Below are 14,374 nucleotides of genomic sequence, written 5' to 3'. Positions count from 1 at the left end.
GCTCACGGCGCCCCGGCCCGGAACTGGCGTTCAACGTCTTCCGAACGATCGCGGGTCGTCGCGTCACTCTTGCCTTTCCGGGACAATCGAGGTCTCGGTCATCCTCGCCTCTCGGCCGGACCGGCAGCGGCAGATCATCGACGGACGGGACCCGGATGCGCTTCATCCTTCGTTTCTTCGGCTTCCTGTTCAGCATCGGTGCGATGCTGTTGGTGCTTGTGTCTGCGGCCGGCTCATATTTCCTTTATGTCTATAGTCGGGATCTTCCCGATCACGCCGCGCTCGCCAATTACGAGCCGCCGGTGATGAGCCGCGTCCACGCGGCGGATGGCAGCCTGCTCGCCGAATATGCCAACGAGCGCCGGCTCTACCTGCCGATCCAGGCGATGCCGAAGGTCGTCGTGGCGGCGTTCCTCTCGGCCGAGGACAAGAATTTCTACAAGCATGGCGGCATTGACCCGGAGGGCATCGTCCGCGCGATCCTGACCAATGCCAAGAGCGGCAAGAAGCAGGGCGCCTCGACCATCACCCAGCAGGTGGCCAAGAACTTCCTGCTCACCAACGAGCAGACCTTCGACCGCAAGATCAAGGAGGCGCTGATCGCGCTCCGGATCGAGTCGACCTATTCCAAGGACAAGATCCTCGAACTCTACCTCAACGAGATCTTCCTTGGCACCATCGTGCCCGGCCGCAACCTGCACGGCGTCGCCGCCGCCGCGCTCGATTATTTCGGCAAGTCCGTCCACGAGCTGACGATCAACGAGGCGGCCTATCTCGCCGCGCTGCCGAAGGGCCCGAACAACTACCACCCCTATCGCCAGACCCAGAAGGCCCTCGACCGCCGCAACGAGATCATCGGCCTGATGGCTCAGAACGGCTACATCACGAAGGAAGAGGGCGAGGCCGCCCGCAAGATGCCGCTGGGCGTGAACCCGCGCGTCGCCTTCGCCAATGCCGCCAACGCCAATTACTTCACCGAAGAGGTTCGCCGCGAGATCAGCGAGCGCTACGGCGAGAAGAAGCTCTACGAAGGCGGCCTCTCCGTGCGCGCCACCCTCGACCCGAAGATGCAGGCCTGGGCGCGCAAGGCCCTGGTCGACGGCCTGATCCGCTACGACCAGTCCCACGGATGGCGCGGGGCGCAGGCCAAGGTCGATCTCGTCGGTCGCGACTGGGGTCTGGCCGTGGCCGAAGTTCCGGCTCTCGGCGACGTGCAGCCCTGGCGGCTCGCCGTCGTGCTGAGCACCACCGGCGGCGCCGCACAGATCGGTCTCCAGCCCCGCCGCGAGGCCTCCGGCCAGGTCTCCAAGGACCGCGAGACCGGCACCATCGCCGCCGACGGCACCCGCTGGACCGGCCGCTCGCCCTCCGCTGCTCTGAGTGCCGGCGACGTGGTCTATGTCGAGGCGATCGACGGCGGTCGCGGGCTGTTCCGCCTGCGCCAGCGCCCGGAGATTTCCGGCGCCATCGTCGCGATGGACCCCTATACCGGGCGCGTTCACGCCATGGTCGGCGGCTTCTCCTATGACGAGAGCCAGTTCAACCGCGCGACGCAGGCCCAGCGCCAGCCCGGCTCGTCGTTCAAGCCGATCGTCTATTCGGCTGCCCTCGACAACGGCTACACCCCGTCCTCGATCGTGCAGGATTCGCCGATCACCATCGAGGCCGGCCCCGGCCAGGAGGCGTGGACGCCGTCGAACTACGACGGCAAGTCCGGTGGGCCGCACACGCTCCGCTACGGCATCGAGCATTCGAAGAACCTGATGACGGTGCGGCTGGCCAAGGATGTCGGCATGCCGCTCATCGCCGAATATGCCCGCCGCTTCGGCGTCTACGACGACATGCTCCCGGTCCTGCCGATGTCGCTCGGCGCCGGCGAGACCACCGTCATGCGCATGGTCACCGCCTATTCCATGCTGGCTAATGGCGGCCGCCGCATCCGCCCGACCCTGATCGACCGCATCCAGGACCGGGTCGGCGAGACGATCTACAAGCACGACAACCGCAAGTGCCTCGGCTGCGACGCGGAGAAGTGGTCCGGCCAGGACGAGCCGAAGCTGGTGGACGATTCCGAGCAGGTGCTCGATCCGCTCACCGCCTACCAGATGGTCTCGATCATGGAGGGCGTGGTCCAGCGTGGCACGGCGACGATCCTGAAGCAGATCGGCAAGCCGCTGGCCGGCAAGACCGGCACGACGAACGACGCCAAGGACGCGTGGTTCGTGGGCTTCTCGCCGGATCTCGCCGTCGGCGTCTATCTCGGCTTCGACAAGCCGCGCTCGCTCGGCGACCGCGCCACCGGCGGCGGCCTCTCAGCGCCTATCGCCCTCGACTTCCTGAAACAGGCGCTGAAGGACAAGCCGCCGACGCCGTTCCGCGTGCCGCCGGGCATCAAGCTGATCCGCGTCAACGTGGCCTCCGGCATGCGTGCCGGCTCGGGCGAAGGCGCCGGCACCATCCTTGAAGCGTTCAAGCCGGGCACCGCCCCGCCGGACGCCTATGTCGCCGCACCCGCCGCTCCGGGCGGCGCACCCGCTGCCGCCCCGGCCGATGCGGACCGCGCCGCCCAGGCCGGCGGTCTGTACTGAGAAGCGGTTCTTACTGAGCATGCGCGGGCGATCCACGATCGGATCGCCCGTGCCTGGACCGTCGTCGCGTGTGTGGAACGCGACTCGGATCGTGAAGCGGCCGGGATAGTCGTTCTCAGAACGACGCCCGCACGCCTCCGAAGAAACTCCGGCCGACACCGGGATAGAAGGCCGTCGGGCCACCGGCGAAGGTGGAGGCGTTGTTCACCACCGAAATGTCCGAGACGTAGCGGACATCCGCCAGGTTCCGGGCGTCCAGGAACAGCGACACGCCGTTGGAAAAGTCGATCCCGGTCTGGACGTTGACGAGCGTGTAGCCCGGCACCTGCAGCGTGTTGGCATGGTCGACAAAGGCCCCCTGCGGCACCCAATCCACCGACGGGCTGAGATAGAATCCGCTCGGGTGGTTGTAGGTGACGACGCTGCGAAGCACGTCCTGCGGGATGCCGGCGATGCGGTTGTCGCCGAATTGCGGGTCGCCGACGAAGCGGAAGTCGTTATGCGTCCAGATCTGCTTGGCCGAGATGCGGTCGCCGATGCCGCTGAGGTCGCGGACGATGTCGAGCGAGACCGCCGCCTCGACCCCCTGGTGAAGGGTGCGCGGCGCGTTGAAGGTCGCCGCCGGGATATTGATGGTGGGATTGACCGAGAAGTTGATCAGTTCGTCGCGAATTTCCGAGCGGTAGAGCGTCACGTCCCAGGATAGCCGGTCGAGCCGGCCGCGCGTGCCGGCCTCATAGGTCCAGGCGCGCTGGGCCTGGAGCGGCACGAACTGCGTCGTCGTCCCGATGGTCTGGGTGAGATCGGTGAAGTCGGGCACGTCGCGCGAGCGGGTGATGTCGCCAAACACCTGGATATCGGGAAGCGGCTGCCAGATCAGGCCGAGTTTCGGGTTGATGCCCTGATAGGTCCGGTTGTCGAACTTGGCGCCGGGGCTGGTGCCGAACCCGCCCTTGTCGCTGTAGGTCCGGTTCGACGAGAAGGCCTTCGCCCCGACCATCAGCGCGACATCGGGCAGGAACCAGAAGCGGTTCTCGCCGTAGGCCTCGTAGCTCGACGAACTCTGCAGGGCGTTCAGGGTCTGCGCGCCGCGCTGGCCGGACTGGTTGATGAAGCGCAGGGACGAATTCTGCCCGGCAAAGGCGCGCAGCCCGAGAATCGTGTCGTTGCGATAGCCCGCGATGTCGAACGTTCCGGCCCAGTGCGGCGAGATCCCGTAGGTCCAGCCATCCTCGTCGATCACCTGGAAGATCGGGTGATAGAGCGACTTGTGGATCGCCCAGGTGTCGATATCGAGCTTGCCGACATCGAGGGCGAACGAGGTTCGGTTGGCGACCCGCTCGGTCTCCACCTTCCGAGACTGGTTGCCGGCAATGGCCGATGGGTTGGCGCGGGTCGGATTCCCGAAAACGTCGGTCAGACCGAGCGTGCCGGGCAGCTTCTGATCGGTGAGGTAGAGGCCGACATAGAACCGCGTTTCGACGCCGGGGGCGAGCTGATAGCCGAGATTGGCGTTGAAGTTCTGCGTGCGCTGAGTTTCGTGATCGCGGTAGCCGGCGGAATTGGTGAGCGTGCCGCTGATCAGGAAATCGGCCGGGCCGGACACGCGCGAGAACTGGAAGTGCTCGCGGATCGTGCCGAAGCTCCCGCCGTCGATGCGCAGGATGTTGGGCGCGATGGCCGTCTGCGCCGTCGGCGTGACGAAGTTGATCGCGCCGCCGAGCGTGGTGGCGCCGAAGGTCAGGGCGTTGCCGCCCTTGTAGACCTCGACCGAGCGCAGGGCGAGCGGATCGATCTGGTAGAAGTCGCCGCTGCCATCGGCGGCGTTCACCGGGATGCCGTCCTGCAGGAGCTCGATTCCGCGCAGGTGAAAGCCGCGCGAGATTCCGGAGCCGCGCACCGACAGGCGCATTTCCTGCCCGTAGCGCTGCTGCACGAACACGCCGGGCGTGTCCTTCAGGACGTCGCGCAGGGTGTTGGCGTAGCGTTTCTGGAAATCGTTGGCATCGACGAAGGCGACGGAGCCGACAGTGGCGTTCAGTGCCGCCCGCTGCGCGGTGACGCTCGGCACCGTCAGCGAGCCGGCCGACGCGCCCTGGACGCTGAGCTCCGGCAGTTCGGCATTGGCCACCCCTTGCGCGATGGCGGAGGTGGACGACAGGAGGAGGAGCGCGAGGGCACCCCGGAGACGGGAGGACGGCATGGCGAAAGGCTCCGGACGCCGCGCCCTGAAACACTCCGCGCGATCGAGGCGGAGGAGCGGCGGGTCCAAAAAGGGAAGGGGGTGGAAGCGCTGGCCGGGGCCGCCATGCGCGATGGCGGCCCCGGATCCGAAACGTCAGTGCTGGTGATGTCCGGCGGCCGGTTCGGCCGCGGCGGGCGCGCTCGGCGCCTTGGCGTCGATGGGCGCCTTGGCCCCGATCGGCGTCTTGGCCCCGATGGGCGCGACAGCGAAAGTGACCGGCACGCTGCCGGCGCGCGCGAAGACCAGCGTTCCCGAGATCGATTCACCGACCTTGGGCGACGCTTTCAGCCCCTCGAACATCAGGTGATAGCTGCCGGGCTTCAATTCCACGGTCTCGCCGGGCTTGAGCACGAGACCGCCTTCGACCGAGGCCATCTTCATGACGCCGCCATCCATGGTCATGGAATGGATCGATCCCGAGGCTGCGAGCGGGATGGTGGCGGAGACCAGGGTGTCGGCCTGCGCGCCGGTATTGGTGATCCGCACGTAGCCGCCGGCCACGGTTGCGCCGCCGGGCGTGGCGCGCATCCACGGCGTGTCGATGGTGAGGTCACCGGCCTTGATCGTGCCCGATGAGGCGGATGCGGTGCCCGACGGAGCCTTGGCCTGCGCCGCGACGATGCTGACGCCCGGGGCGGGAGATTTCAGCGCGTGCGAATCCTGGCCCGGAGCGGGGATCTCGCTCCAACGGTAATTGCCCTTCGCGCAATCTTGCTCGACGGGGAAATACACGGTCGCGCCGGGGGCGAAGGCATCGGTGATCCGGGCGACGAAGGTGAACTCGTCGACCTGATCGTCGGGCAGCTGCCCACCGCTCCAGGTGATGGTCTTCACGCCTTCGGAAATGTCGCCGTGATAATACGGATAGGCCTTGGCGTAGGGGCCTTTCTCCGTGGTCAGGGTCCAGCCGGGCTTCGGCATCGGCTTGGCGCCGATGACACCCTCGGGGATCGTCACGCTCACCCGGTTGGTCGGCTCGCCGTTGCAGCCGTGGTTGATCTGGACCACGCCGCGATAGGTCGAATTCGGGCTGGCTTCCCTGCGCTCCAACCCGGCATGGGAAAGGGCCGCACCGGTCGAAAGGGTGACGAGGAGCGCCGCGGCGAGCTCCGCCTGCAATATCCGTTTCATGATGGCCGTCCGTGTCTGAAGGGATCGAGATGTCGAATCGCTTCAGGTGACGGGCGGCCCTCGCGGCTGGGAGATCGATCCCGGCGGCCCACGGGCACCGGGGCGAGCCTCGTCGCGCCACGTCAGGCGGGTCACCGCTTGCGCCGGCCAGACCGTCTCGCTCGATGAAAGGCCGGGTTGAACCGCTCCCGAGACCGCGGCGACGGAGGTGCAGCAGAGCTTGTGCGCGCCATGACCGGACCCGGCCGGTCCTCGGTCGGCATCGACTGCAACCCCATCGACGAGTCCGGAGCAGAGCGGGTCGGCATGACCGTGTGCGGGCAGCGGCATTAGGGTGCCGAGGAAGACCTGCAGCACGAACGCGTAGAGCGCGATCACCGCCGTGATCGCGCGCAAGCCGCCCGCTTTCTGGTCTCCCGCCATCATCCTCCAGCGCTTAGCGCAAGGGACACAATCCCGCCATCTCTTTCACGGTTCGCCGGGCAGTCGTGTTGCATGTGCGCTGCAGTACAGGACAGCCTGAGATTAATCGTGGCCGTGCCACATTCTAGCCCGGACTGCATGACTTCTTAACCGTGCCCCGACACGTTCGCGGCACAGGACTTTCGGTGGCCGTTATCCATCACGGCCATGCCCCGACGGCCTCGTGCCGCTTCACAGGTCAGATCAGAGTTTCCGTCCGATGCTGAAACAGGCTTCCACCGCTCGCACGCTGGGCTTCGCGCTTCTCGCCGGCGCCGCCGCGTTCGCCCAGACGGCCTCCGCCCGCGAGGCGGCCGGGTTCTCCCAGGCTGAATGGGCGCAGGATTACGCGTCGCCAGCGGCGATGCAGGTGCAGCGTTCCTCGACGCCGATCCTGTCGCCTCAGACGATGGCGGCCACCGAACAGATGGTCGAGCGCTACAAGGACATCGTCGCCCGCGGCGGATGGCGGCCCGTCTCCGGGGCGGATCGTCTGCGCGTCGGCGGCAAAGGCCCCGCCGTGGCGGCGCTTCGCGCCCGCCTCGCCGTGACCGGCGACATCGATGCGGCCTCGGGCAGCTCCGGCGTCTACGATTCCTACGTCGCCGCCGCGGTGAAGCGCTTCCAGGCCCGTCACGGCCTGAGCCAGACCGGCTCCATGAGCATGGCCACCCAGCAGGCCATGAACGTCTCGGCCGACATCCGCCTGAAGCAGCTCGAGGTGAACGCCGTCCGCCTGCGCTCCTATTCGGGCAACCTCGGCAACCGCTTCGTCATCACCAACATCCCCGCCGCCCTGGTCCAGACGGTGGAGAACGGCCAGGTCGTGACCCTGCACGCTGCCGGCGTCGGCAAGATCGACCGCCAGTCGCCGATCATGAACACCAAGGCGACGCAGATCAATTTCAACCCCTTCTGGACGGTCCCGGCTTCCATCGTGAAGAAGGACCTCATCCCCAAGATGCAGAAGGACCCGAACTACCTCACCGAGAACAAGATCCGCATCTTCACCGGCGAGACCGAGATTTCGCCGGCCTCGGTGAACTGGAACTCGGACGAGGGCACGCGCTACCGCTACCGCCAGGATTCGGGTGCCGATTTCAACTCGATGGGCATCGTGCGCATCAACATCCCGAACCCGCACGGCGTGTTCATGCACGACACCAATTCGAAGGGTGTCTACGGCGACGATTTCCGATTCATCTCGTCGGGCTGCGTCCGCGTTCAGAACGTGCGCGAGTACATCACCTGGCTCCTCAAGGACACGCCCGGCTGGGGCCGCGATCAGGTCGAGCAGGCGATCGAGAGCGGCAAGCGCGTCGACGCGACCCTGAGCACCCCGGTGCCGGTCTACTGGACCTACATCACCGCCTGGGCGACCCCGGACGGCCTCGTGCAGTTCCGCGACGACATCTACAAGCGCGACGGCGTCAACGTCCCCTCGACACTGTCCGGCCCGACCCCAGTCGCGAGTGCCGAACCGGTCCAGACCTTCGAGCCGGGCGACGAAGAGAACTAGACGGCCGACACCGGACCGTATTTCGGCGAAAGGGGCGGACGAGACCATCGTCCGCCCCTTTCGCGTGTCGCCATGACCGCCCCAACGGCGGCGGAATCTCTCGGACATCGCGGGTGGCGGGGGAAATCCCGATATCGCGCCCCGGTTCGGGGCGCGATGAAGCGCTCGGCGTCGGGGATCATTCGCCCGATGCGCCACCTGAGTCGTGACATAGGGTCGCCGGTACGTCGCCGAAACGGGTCGTTCCAGCATCGCGCCGGTCGACGCGACCTGGATTCATAATGCACCGAATTTTTTTTGGTCGAGGCTACAAATTAGCTGTGCTTGGCCTCGCCGCACCGCACGTGTAGTAAATTGCGCATCGAGCGCCCGCCCGCCTCAACGCCAGCGGATAACGGACGCCCTCGCCCGTTCAACAATCGAGGCTTTCCATGAGCGCCGGCACCGCAAGCGACAAGCATTTTTCGAACTCCTTCTTCAATGCATCCCTGGCCGACGCCGACCCGGAAGTCGCCAAGGCCGTCGGTCAGGAACTCGGCCGGCAGCAGCACGAGATCGAGCTGATCGCGTCGGAGAACATCGTCTCCAAGGCCGTGCTCGAAGCTCAGGGTTCGGTGCTCACCAACAAGTATGCCGAAGGCTATCCGGGCCGCCGCTACTATGGCGGCTGTGAGTTCGTCGACATCGCCGAGAACCTCGCCATCGAGCGCGCCAAGCGCCTGTTCGGTTGCGGCTTCGCCAACGTGCAGCCGAACTCCGGCAGCCAGGCGAACCAGGGCGTGTTCATGGCCCTCATGCAGCCGGGCGATACCTTCCTCGGTCTCGACCTCGCCGCTGGCGGCCACCTCACCCACGGCGCCCCGCCGAACGTGTCCGGCAAGTGGTTCAAGCCCGTCTCCTACACCGTGCGCCGCGACGATCAGCGCATCGACATGGAGCAGGTCGAGGCCCTCGCCCACGAGCATAAGCCCAAGGTCATCATCGCCGGCGGCTCGGGCTACCCGCGTCATTGGGACTTCGCGAAGTTCCGCGAGATCGCCGACGCGGTCGGAGCCTACTTCTTCGTCGACATGGCCCATTTCGCGGGTCTCGTCGCGGCCGGCGTCCACCCGTCGCCGTTCCCGCACGCCCATGTCGCCACCACCACGACGCACAAGACCCTGCGCGGCCCGCGCGGCGGCATGATCCTGACGAACGACGAGGCGCTGGCCAAGAAGTTCAACTCGGCGATCTTCCCCGGTCTCCAGGGCGGTCCGCTCATGCACGTCATCGCCGGCAAGGCCGTGGCCTTCGGTGAGGCGCTGAAGCCCGAGTTCAAGATCTACGCAAAGCAGGTCATCGAGAACGCCAAGGCGCTGGCCGACACCCTGATGTCGGGCGGCTACGACATCACCTCCGGCGGCACCGACAACCACCTGATGCTGGTCGACCTGCAGAAGAAGGGCCTCACCGGCAAGGCGGCGGAAGCCGCGCTGTCGCGCGCCCACATCACCTGCAACAAGAACGGCGTGCCGTTCGATACGCAGAAGCCCACCATCACCTCGGGCATCCGCCTCGGCACCCCGGCCGGAACCTCGCGCGGCTTCGGCGTCGCCGAATTCAAGCAGATCGGCGGCTTCATCGTCGAGGTGCTCGACGGTCTGGTGGCCAAGGGTGAAGGCGGCGATCCGGCGATCGAGGCTGCGGTGAAGGACAAGGTCCACGCCCTGACCCACCGTTTCCCTATCTACGGCTGAAGCCTCCGTCTGCGGGTGCACCCGCGGGCGACCTCATGATAGAGACGGCCGCGGATCGACGATCCGCGGCCGTTCTCGTTTCTTAGCCTCCGAACCCCACTCATGCAGGTCTCCGCCCGATGAGGTGTCCCTATTGCGGCGGCCCCGACACGCAGGTGAAGGATTCCCGCCCCAGCGATGATTCGGCGGCGATCCGGCGGCGGCGGGTCTGCCCGGATTGCGGCGGTCGCTTCACGACGTTCGAGCGGGTTCAGCTGCGGGAACTCACGGTGCTCAAGCGCTCGGGCAAGCGCGTGCCGTTCGACCGCGACAAGCTCCAGCGTTCCATCGACGTGGCGTTGCGCAAGCGCCCGGTGGAGCCGGAGCGGATCGAGCGTCTGGTCAGCGGGATCACGCGGCAATTGGAGAGCGGCGGCGAGGCCGAGATCGCCAGCGAGGCGATCGGCGAATTGGTGATGGAGGGGCTCAAGGGCCTCGACGACGTCGCCTACGTGCGCTTCGCCTCGGTCTACAAGAATTTTCGCGAGGCCAGCGACTTCAAGGCCCTGCTCGGCACCCTCGGGGACACGTCCGAGGTCGCACCGTCGCTCGCCGACCACGATCCGCCGGGTGACGACGCGCTCGACGACGCCCCGCCGAGTGACGCCTTGCCCGCGAAGGCACCGGCGAAGCGCGCGGCACGGGTGCGATCATGACCGCCTCAGATACGGGCGGCGCTGCGGATCGTCGCTACATGCGCCTCGCCCTGGCCTTGGGCCGGCGTAACCTTGGGCGCACCTGGCCCAACCCCTCCGTCGGCGCGGTGATGGTGGCGGGGCCCGAGGGCAGTGAGCGGATCGTCGGACAGGGCGTGACGGCGCCCGGCGGCCGCCCCCATGGCGAACCGATCGCGCTGGACATGGCCGGAGAGGCCGCGCGCGGCGCGACGCTCTACGTCACCCTCGAACCCTGCTCGCATCACGGCGCGACGCCCCCTTGCGTCGATGCCATCATCGCCGCCGGGATCGCGCGGGTCGTCACAGCCATCGAAGATCCCGATCCCCGCGTCGCGGGGAGGGGCCATGCGCGCCTCACCGAGGCCGGTCTCGCCGTGACGCGGAACATCCTGCGGGACGAGGCGGCGCGGGATCATCGCGGCCACATCACCCGCGCGACGAAGGGGCGTCCGAGCCTGCATCTCAAGCTCGCCCGGACGCAGGACGGCTTCGCGGCCGGCGCGCCCGACGAGCGCCTGCGCATCACCGGCCCCATCGCCGATGGTGCGGTTCATCTCTGGCGCGCCCACGCCGACGCGATCCTGGTCGGGATCGGCACCGCGCGCGCCGACGATCCTTCGCTGACGGTGCGGCTTCCCGGCCTGTCGCAGCATTCGCCCGTGCGCATCGTCCTCGATTCGACCCTGCGCCTGTCGCCCGCCTCCCATCTCGTGCGCAGCGCCCGCGATATCCCGACCCTGGTAGTGACGACCCGGTCGGCGCCCATCCATGCCAGGCGCATGCTGGCGTCGTTCGGTGTCGAGACCATCCAGGTCGATGCCTGCTCGCATGGCAGGATCGACCTGTCGGCCGCCCTCGCGAATCTGGCCGAGCGGGGCTTCACGCGCCTGTGCTGCGAAGGTGGGCCCCACCTTGCGGATTCGCTGGCGGCGGCCGATCTCGTGGATGTCTGCACCCTCATCACCGGCCCGCGTGCCATCAGCGGAGGCGGTCTTCCGGCCGTCGGCGAGGCCTTGAACGACCGCGTTCACGGACCCGGCTTCAGGGTGAGCGAGACCCGCGCCTTCGGACCCGACCTGTCCGTCACCTACGAACGGAGCGTCTAGATGTTCACCGGCCTCGTCAGCGATGTGGGATCGGTCCTCGGCGTCGAGGGAGACGACCGCCTGCGCCGCATCCGCATCCGTTCGTCCTACGATTCCGCCACCATCGCGCTCGGCGCCTCCATCGCCTGTTCCGGCCCCTGCCTCACCGCCGTGGCGATCGAGCCCGCGAAGGACGGCTGCATCTTCTCCGTCGATGCCGCCGCCGAGACCCTCGCCCGCACCAATGTCGGCAATTGGGTCGAGGGCACGCGGCTGAACCTCGAACGCTCGCTCAAGATCGGCGACGAACTCGGCGGCCATCTCGTCACCGGGCATGTGGACGGCGTCGCGGAGATCGTCGCCCGCGAGAGCGTGACGGGCGGGACCGGCGATCCGCAATGGGCGCCGAGCGACCGCTTCGTCCTGCGCGCACCGTCGTCGGTGTCCCGCTTCATCGCGGAGAAGGGGTCGGTCTGCCTCGACGGCACCTCGCTCACCGTGAACGCGGTCGACGGCGATCTGTTCTCGGTCCTGCTCATTCCCCACACTCTGGCCGTGACCACCTGGGGCGAGCGGCGCATGGGCGACCGGCTCAACATCGAGGTCGACCTGATCGCCCGCTATGCGGCCCGCCTTTTCGAGAACCGCCCCGTCTGAGAGGCCGTCTTGTGATGCGGCCCCCTTCGGTCTATCGCTCGCCCACCGGCCGGGCGAGGCGCTGATCAGCGCCTGCGATGCGGCCGGTCGCGAGACTTAGAACCGGGTCAACCCGGTCGCACTGGGTGGCGACGCCGAGACTTCCGCGCGCAGGGCCGATTGCGCCCTCCGCCACCGCAGACAAGGCCCACGATGGTTTCGACCCCACCCGCCGCCCGATCGGCCGCTCCCGCGAACGTCAAGGGCGCGCGCGTCCTCGTGGTGGAAGCCCGCTATTACGACGACATCGCCGATGAACTCCTTGCCGGCGCCCAGGGGGCGCTCGATGCGGCGGAGGCCGAAGGCGTCGTGGTGACGGTGCCCGGCGCCCTCGAAATTCCGTCGGCCATCGCCATCCTCGTGGAGGAGGCGGCCCGGGCCGGCCAGCCCTACGATGCCGCCGTCGCCCTCGGTTGCGTCATTCGCGGCGAGACGGGCCATTACGACATCGTCGCCGGCGAGAGCGCGCGTGCGCTCATGGACCTGTCCGTCATGGGGCGCCTGCCGCTCGGCAACGGCATCCTGACGGTGGAGACGATGGAGCAGGCCCTTGCCCGTGCCCGCGTCTCCGAGATGAACAAGGGCGCCGGCGCCGCGGAGGCGGCTCTGTCCGTCCTGGCGCTGAAACGCGCCGCAGCCGCCGCGCCGGTGGGAGAGGACTGAACAACCCATGGCCAAGACGATCGAGCGCAGCGGCGCACGCCTCACCGTGGTGCAGGCACTCTACGAGATGGAAATTTCCGAGAAGGGCGTGATCGAGGCGGTGGCCGAGTTCGAGACCTTCTGGATCGGCCGTGAGATCGAGGGAATCGAGCAGCCTCCCGCCGAGATCGCGTTCTTCCGCGACCTCCTGCGCGGCGTGGTCGAGGAGCAGCGGTCCATCGATCCGCAATTGGACAAGGCCCTGTCCCAGGGTTGGCCCCTCAAGCGCATCGAGGCGGTGTTGCGCGCGATCCTGCGCGCCGGGGCCTACGAGCTGATGTTCCGCAAGGACGTGCCGGCCCGTGCCGCGATCTCGGAATATGTCGACGTCGCCCACAGCTTCTATGCCGGCGACGAGCCGGGCATGGTCAACGCCGTCCTCGACAAGGTCGCCCGCGAGGTCCGCGGCTCGGAATTTATCGGGCTGCCCGGCTCCGGTCGCGCTTGACGACAGCGATGCCGGGCGCCCGCTCCAGCGAAGACGGGCTGATCGCGCGCTATTTCGCGCCGCTGGCCGGACACGGCGCCGACGGGTTGCGGGACGACGCCGCCACCCTGACGCCGAGCCCCGGCTGCGATCTCGTCCTGACCGCCGACGCCATCGTCGCGGGCGTGCATTACCTGCCGGACGATCCGCCGGCCTCGATCGCGCGCAAGGCCCTCGGGGTGAATCTGTCCGATCTCGCGGCGAAGGGGGCGACGCCGCGCGGCTTCCTCCTCACCCTCGCACTGCCCGATGACTGGACCGAAGACTGGCTCGCCGGCTTCACCGCCGGGCTCGGCGAGGCCGCGACGGCGTTCGCATGTCCGCTGCTGGGCGGCGACACTGTCCGCGCGGCCGGACCGGCCCTCATCGGGGTCACGGCTCTGGGCGAAGTGCCGAGCGGCGGCATGGTCCGCCGAATGACGGCGCGGATCGGCGATATCCTCTGCGTCAGCGGCACGATCGGTGACGCAGCCCTCGGCCTGCCGCTCCTGAACGGCCCCAGGCCGGAATGGGACGAGCGTATCGGCCCGGATGCGCGGGGCTTCCTCATCGACCGGTACCGCCATCCCCGCCCGCGCCTCGCCCTAGCCCCGATCCTACGGCGCCATGCGCGAGCCGCCATGGACGTCTCGGACGGGCTGGCCGGCGATCTGACGAAGATGCTGGCGGGCGAGGGCCGCAGCGCGGAGATCGGATTGTCCGACGTGCCGCTCTCGGATGCCGCCCGCGCCGTCATCGCGAGCGAACCCCGGCTTCTCGACACGGCGCTGACCGGAGGTGACGATTACGAGATCCTCTGTGCCGTGGCGCCGGATCGGGTCGAGGATCTCCTCGCCGAGGCGTACGCAGCCGATATCCCGCTCGCCCGGATCGGAACCGTCGTCGCCGGCGACGATCCCCCGGCCTTTCGCAGGCCGGACGGCAGCGAGCATGCCTTCGCAGCGCGATCCTTCAGCCACTTCTAGGCGACCGGCCGCCGCCGCGATGAACCGTGTCGCGTCCGGGAG

At 67.9% G+C, this 14,374-nt stretch carries 12 protein-coding genes; 9 read left to right on the top strand and 3 right to left on the bottom strand.

Going from position 1 to position 14,374, the window contains the following annotated elements; genetic code table 11:
• The first annotated feature begins 155 nt into the window (after window positions 1–155).
• Window positions 156–2,588 (top strand): penicillin-binding protein 1A, encoded by a 2,433-nt coding sequence (locus tag A3OK_RS0111620; protein ID WP_019905039.1) that lies wholly within the window; start codon window positions 156–158, stop codon window positions 2,586–2,588.
• Between the two features lie 115 nt (window positions 2,589–2,703).
• Here A3OK_RS0111620 and A3OK_RS0111615 read toward each other — a convergent pair whose 3' ends face one another.
• From A3OK_RS0111615 to A3OK_RS0111605, 3 genes are all read right to left on the bottom strand, one after another.
• Window positions 2,704–4,791 (bottom strand): TonB-dependent receptor, encoded by a 2,088-nt coding sequence (locus A3OK_RS0111615; RefSeq protein WP_019905038.1) that lies wholly within the window; start codon window positions 4,789–4,791, stop codon window positions 2,704–2,706.
• A 135-nt stretch (window positions 4,792–4,926) separates the two neighbouring features.
• Window positions 4,927–5,964: a DUF1775 domain-containing protein gene (locus A3OK_RS0111610; protein WP_026597176.1), complete on the bottom strand. Its 1,038-nt coding sequence runs from the start codon at window positions 5,962–5,964 to the stop codon at window positions 4,927–4,929.
• Window positions 5,965–6,006: 42 nt separating this feature from the next.
• Window positions 6,007–6,390, bottom strand: a complete 384-nt coding sequence (locus tag A3OK_RS0111605) for a hypothetical protein (protein WP_026597175.1) — start codon at window positions 6,388–6,390, stop codon at window positions 6,007–6,009.
• Between the two features lie 256 nt (window positions 6,391–6,646).
• On the opposite strand from A3OK_RS0111605, the gene A3OK_RS0111600 reads away from it, so the two are divergent.
• The 8 genes from A3OK_RS0111600 to thiL all read left to right on the top strand — a co-directional run bounded on the left by A3OK_RS0111600 (window position 6,647) and on the right by thiL (window position 14,332).
• The gene (locus A3OK_RS0111600) at window positions 6,647–7,945 is read left to right on the top strand and encodes a L,D-transpeptidase family protein (protein ID WP_019905035.1); all 1,299 of its coding nucleotides are present in this window, start codon (window positions 6,647–6,649) and stop codon (window positions 7,943–7,945) included.
• Window positions 7,946–8,376: 431 nt separating this feature from the next.
• On the top strand, window positions 8,377–9,681 hold the full coding sequence (glyA, locus tag A3OK_RS0111595; RefSeq protein ID WP_019905034.1) for a serine hydroxymethyltransferase: 1,305 nt from the start codon (window positions 8,377–8,379) through the stop codon (window positions 9,679–9,681).
• A 119-nt stretch (window positions 9,682–9,800) separates the two neighbouring features.
• Entirely contained in the window at window positions 9,801–10,376 is a 576-nt protein-coding gene (gene nrdR / locus A3OK_RS0111590; RefSeq protein WP_026597174.1) for a transcriptional regulator NrdR, read from the top strand.
• On the top strand, window positions 10,373–11,503 hold the full coding sequence (gene ribD / locus A3OK_RS0111585) for a bifunctional diaminohydroxyphosphoribosylaminopyrimidine deaminase/5-amino-6-(5-phosphoribosylamino)uracil reductase RibD (protein ID WP_036302253.1): 1,131 nt from the start codon (window positions 10,373–10,375) through the stop codon (window positions 11,501–11,503). Before nrdR ends, ribD begins: the two co-directional genes overlap by 4 nt.
• Window positions 11,504–12,139, top strand: coding sequence for a riboflavin synthase (locus tag A3OK_RS0111580; protein ID WP_019905031.1), 636 nt, complete (start codon window positions 11,504–11,506; stop codon window positions 12,137–12,139). It begins immediately after the preceding gene.
• Window positions 12,140–12,331: 192 nt separating this feature from the next.
• Window positions 12,332–12,841: a 6,7-dimethyl-8-ribityllumazine synthase gene (gene ribH, locus A3OK_RS0111575; protein WP_019905030.1), complete on the top strand. Its 510-nt coding sequence runs from the start codon at window positions 12,332–12,334 to the stop codon at window positions 12,839–12,841.
• A gap of 7 nt (window positions 12,842–12,848) precedes the next feature.
• Window positions 12,849–13,328, top strand: a complete 480-nt coding sequence (gene nusB / locus A3OK_RS0111570; RefSeq protein ID WP_019905029.1) for a transcription antitermination factor NusB — start codon at window positions 12,849–12,851, stop codon at window positions 13,326–13,328.
• An 8-nt stretch (window positions 13,329–13,336) separates the two neighbouring features.
• Window positions 13,337–14,332 carry a thiamine-phosphate kinase gene (gene thiL, locus A3OK_RS0111565; RefSeq protein WP_019905028.1) on the top strand — a complete coding sequence of 332 codons (996 nt, stop codon included), beginning with the start codon at window positions 13,337–13,339 and terminating at the stop codon, window positions 14,330–14,332.
• Window positions 14,333–14,374: the final 42 nt, after the last annotated feature.

Origin of the sequence: Methylobacterium sp. 77 (assembly GCF_000372825.1) — a bacterium.
Classification (GTDB): domain Bacteria; phylum Pseudomonadota; class Alphaproteobacteria; order Rhizobiales; family Beijerinckiaceae; genus Methylobacterium.
The sequence above is the reverse complement of the archived record's forward strand: the minus strand, read 5'-3'. Positions and strand labels throughout refer to the sequence as shown.

Excerpts from the sequence above, each read along its gene's own strand:
- ribH (WP_019905030.1), top strand. The coding sequence starts at position 12,332 with ATGGTTTCGACCCCACCCGCCGCCCGATCGGCCGCTCCCGCGAACGTC.
- thiL (WP_019905028.1), top strand. The coding sequence starts at position 13,337 with ATGCCGGGCGCCCGCTCCAGCGAAGACGGGCTGATCGCGCGCTATTTC.
- nusB (WP_019905029.1), top strand. The coding sequence starts at position 12,849 with ATGGCCAAGACGATCGAGCGCAGCGGCGCACGCCTCACCGTGGTGCAG.
- A3OK_RS0111610 (WP_026597176.1), bottom strand. The coding sequence starts at position 5,964 with ATGAAACGGATATTGCAGGCGGAGCTCGCCGCGGCGCTCCTCGTCACC.
- glyA (WP_019905034.1), top strand. The coding sequence starts at position 8,377 with ATGAGCGCCGGCACCGCAAGCGACAAGCATTTTTCGAACTCCTTCTTC.
- A3OK_RS0111580 (WP_019905031.1), top strand. The coding sequence starts at position 11,504 with ATGTTCACCGGCCTCGTCAGCGATGTGGGATCGGTCCTCGGCGTCGAG.
- nrdR (WP_026597174.1), top strand. The coding sequence starts at position 9,801 with ATGAGGTGTCCCTATTGCGGCGGCCCCGACACGCAGGTGAAGGATTCC.
- A3OK_RS0111615 (WP_019905038.1), bottom strand. The coding sequence starts at position 4,791 with ATGCCGTCCTCCCGTCTCCGGGGTGCCCTCGCGCTCCTCCTCCTGTCG.
- A3OK_RS0111605 (WP_026597175.1), bottom strand. The coding sequence starts at position 6,390 with ATGATGGCGGGAGACCAGAAAGCGGGCGGCTTGCGCGCGATCACGGCG.
- A3OK_RS0111600 (WP_019905035.1), top strand. The coding sequence starts at position 6,647 with ATGCTGAAACAGGCTTCCACCGCTCGCACGCTGGGCTTCGCGCTTCTC.
- ribD (WP_036302253.1), top strand. The coding sequence starts at position 10,373 with ATGACCGCCTCAGATACGGGCGGCGCTGCGGATCGTCGCTACATGCGC.
- A3OK_RS0111620 (WP_019905039.1), top strand. The coding sequence starts at position 156 with ATGCGCTTCATCCTTCGTTTCTTCGGCTTCCTGTTCAGCATCGGTGCG.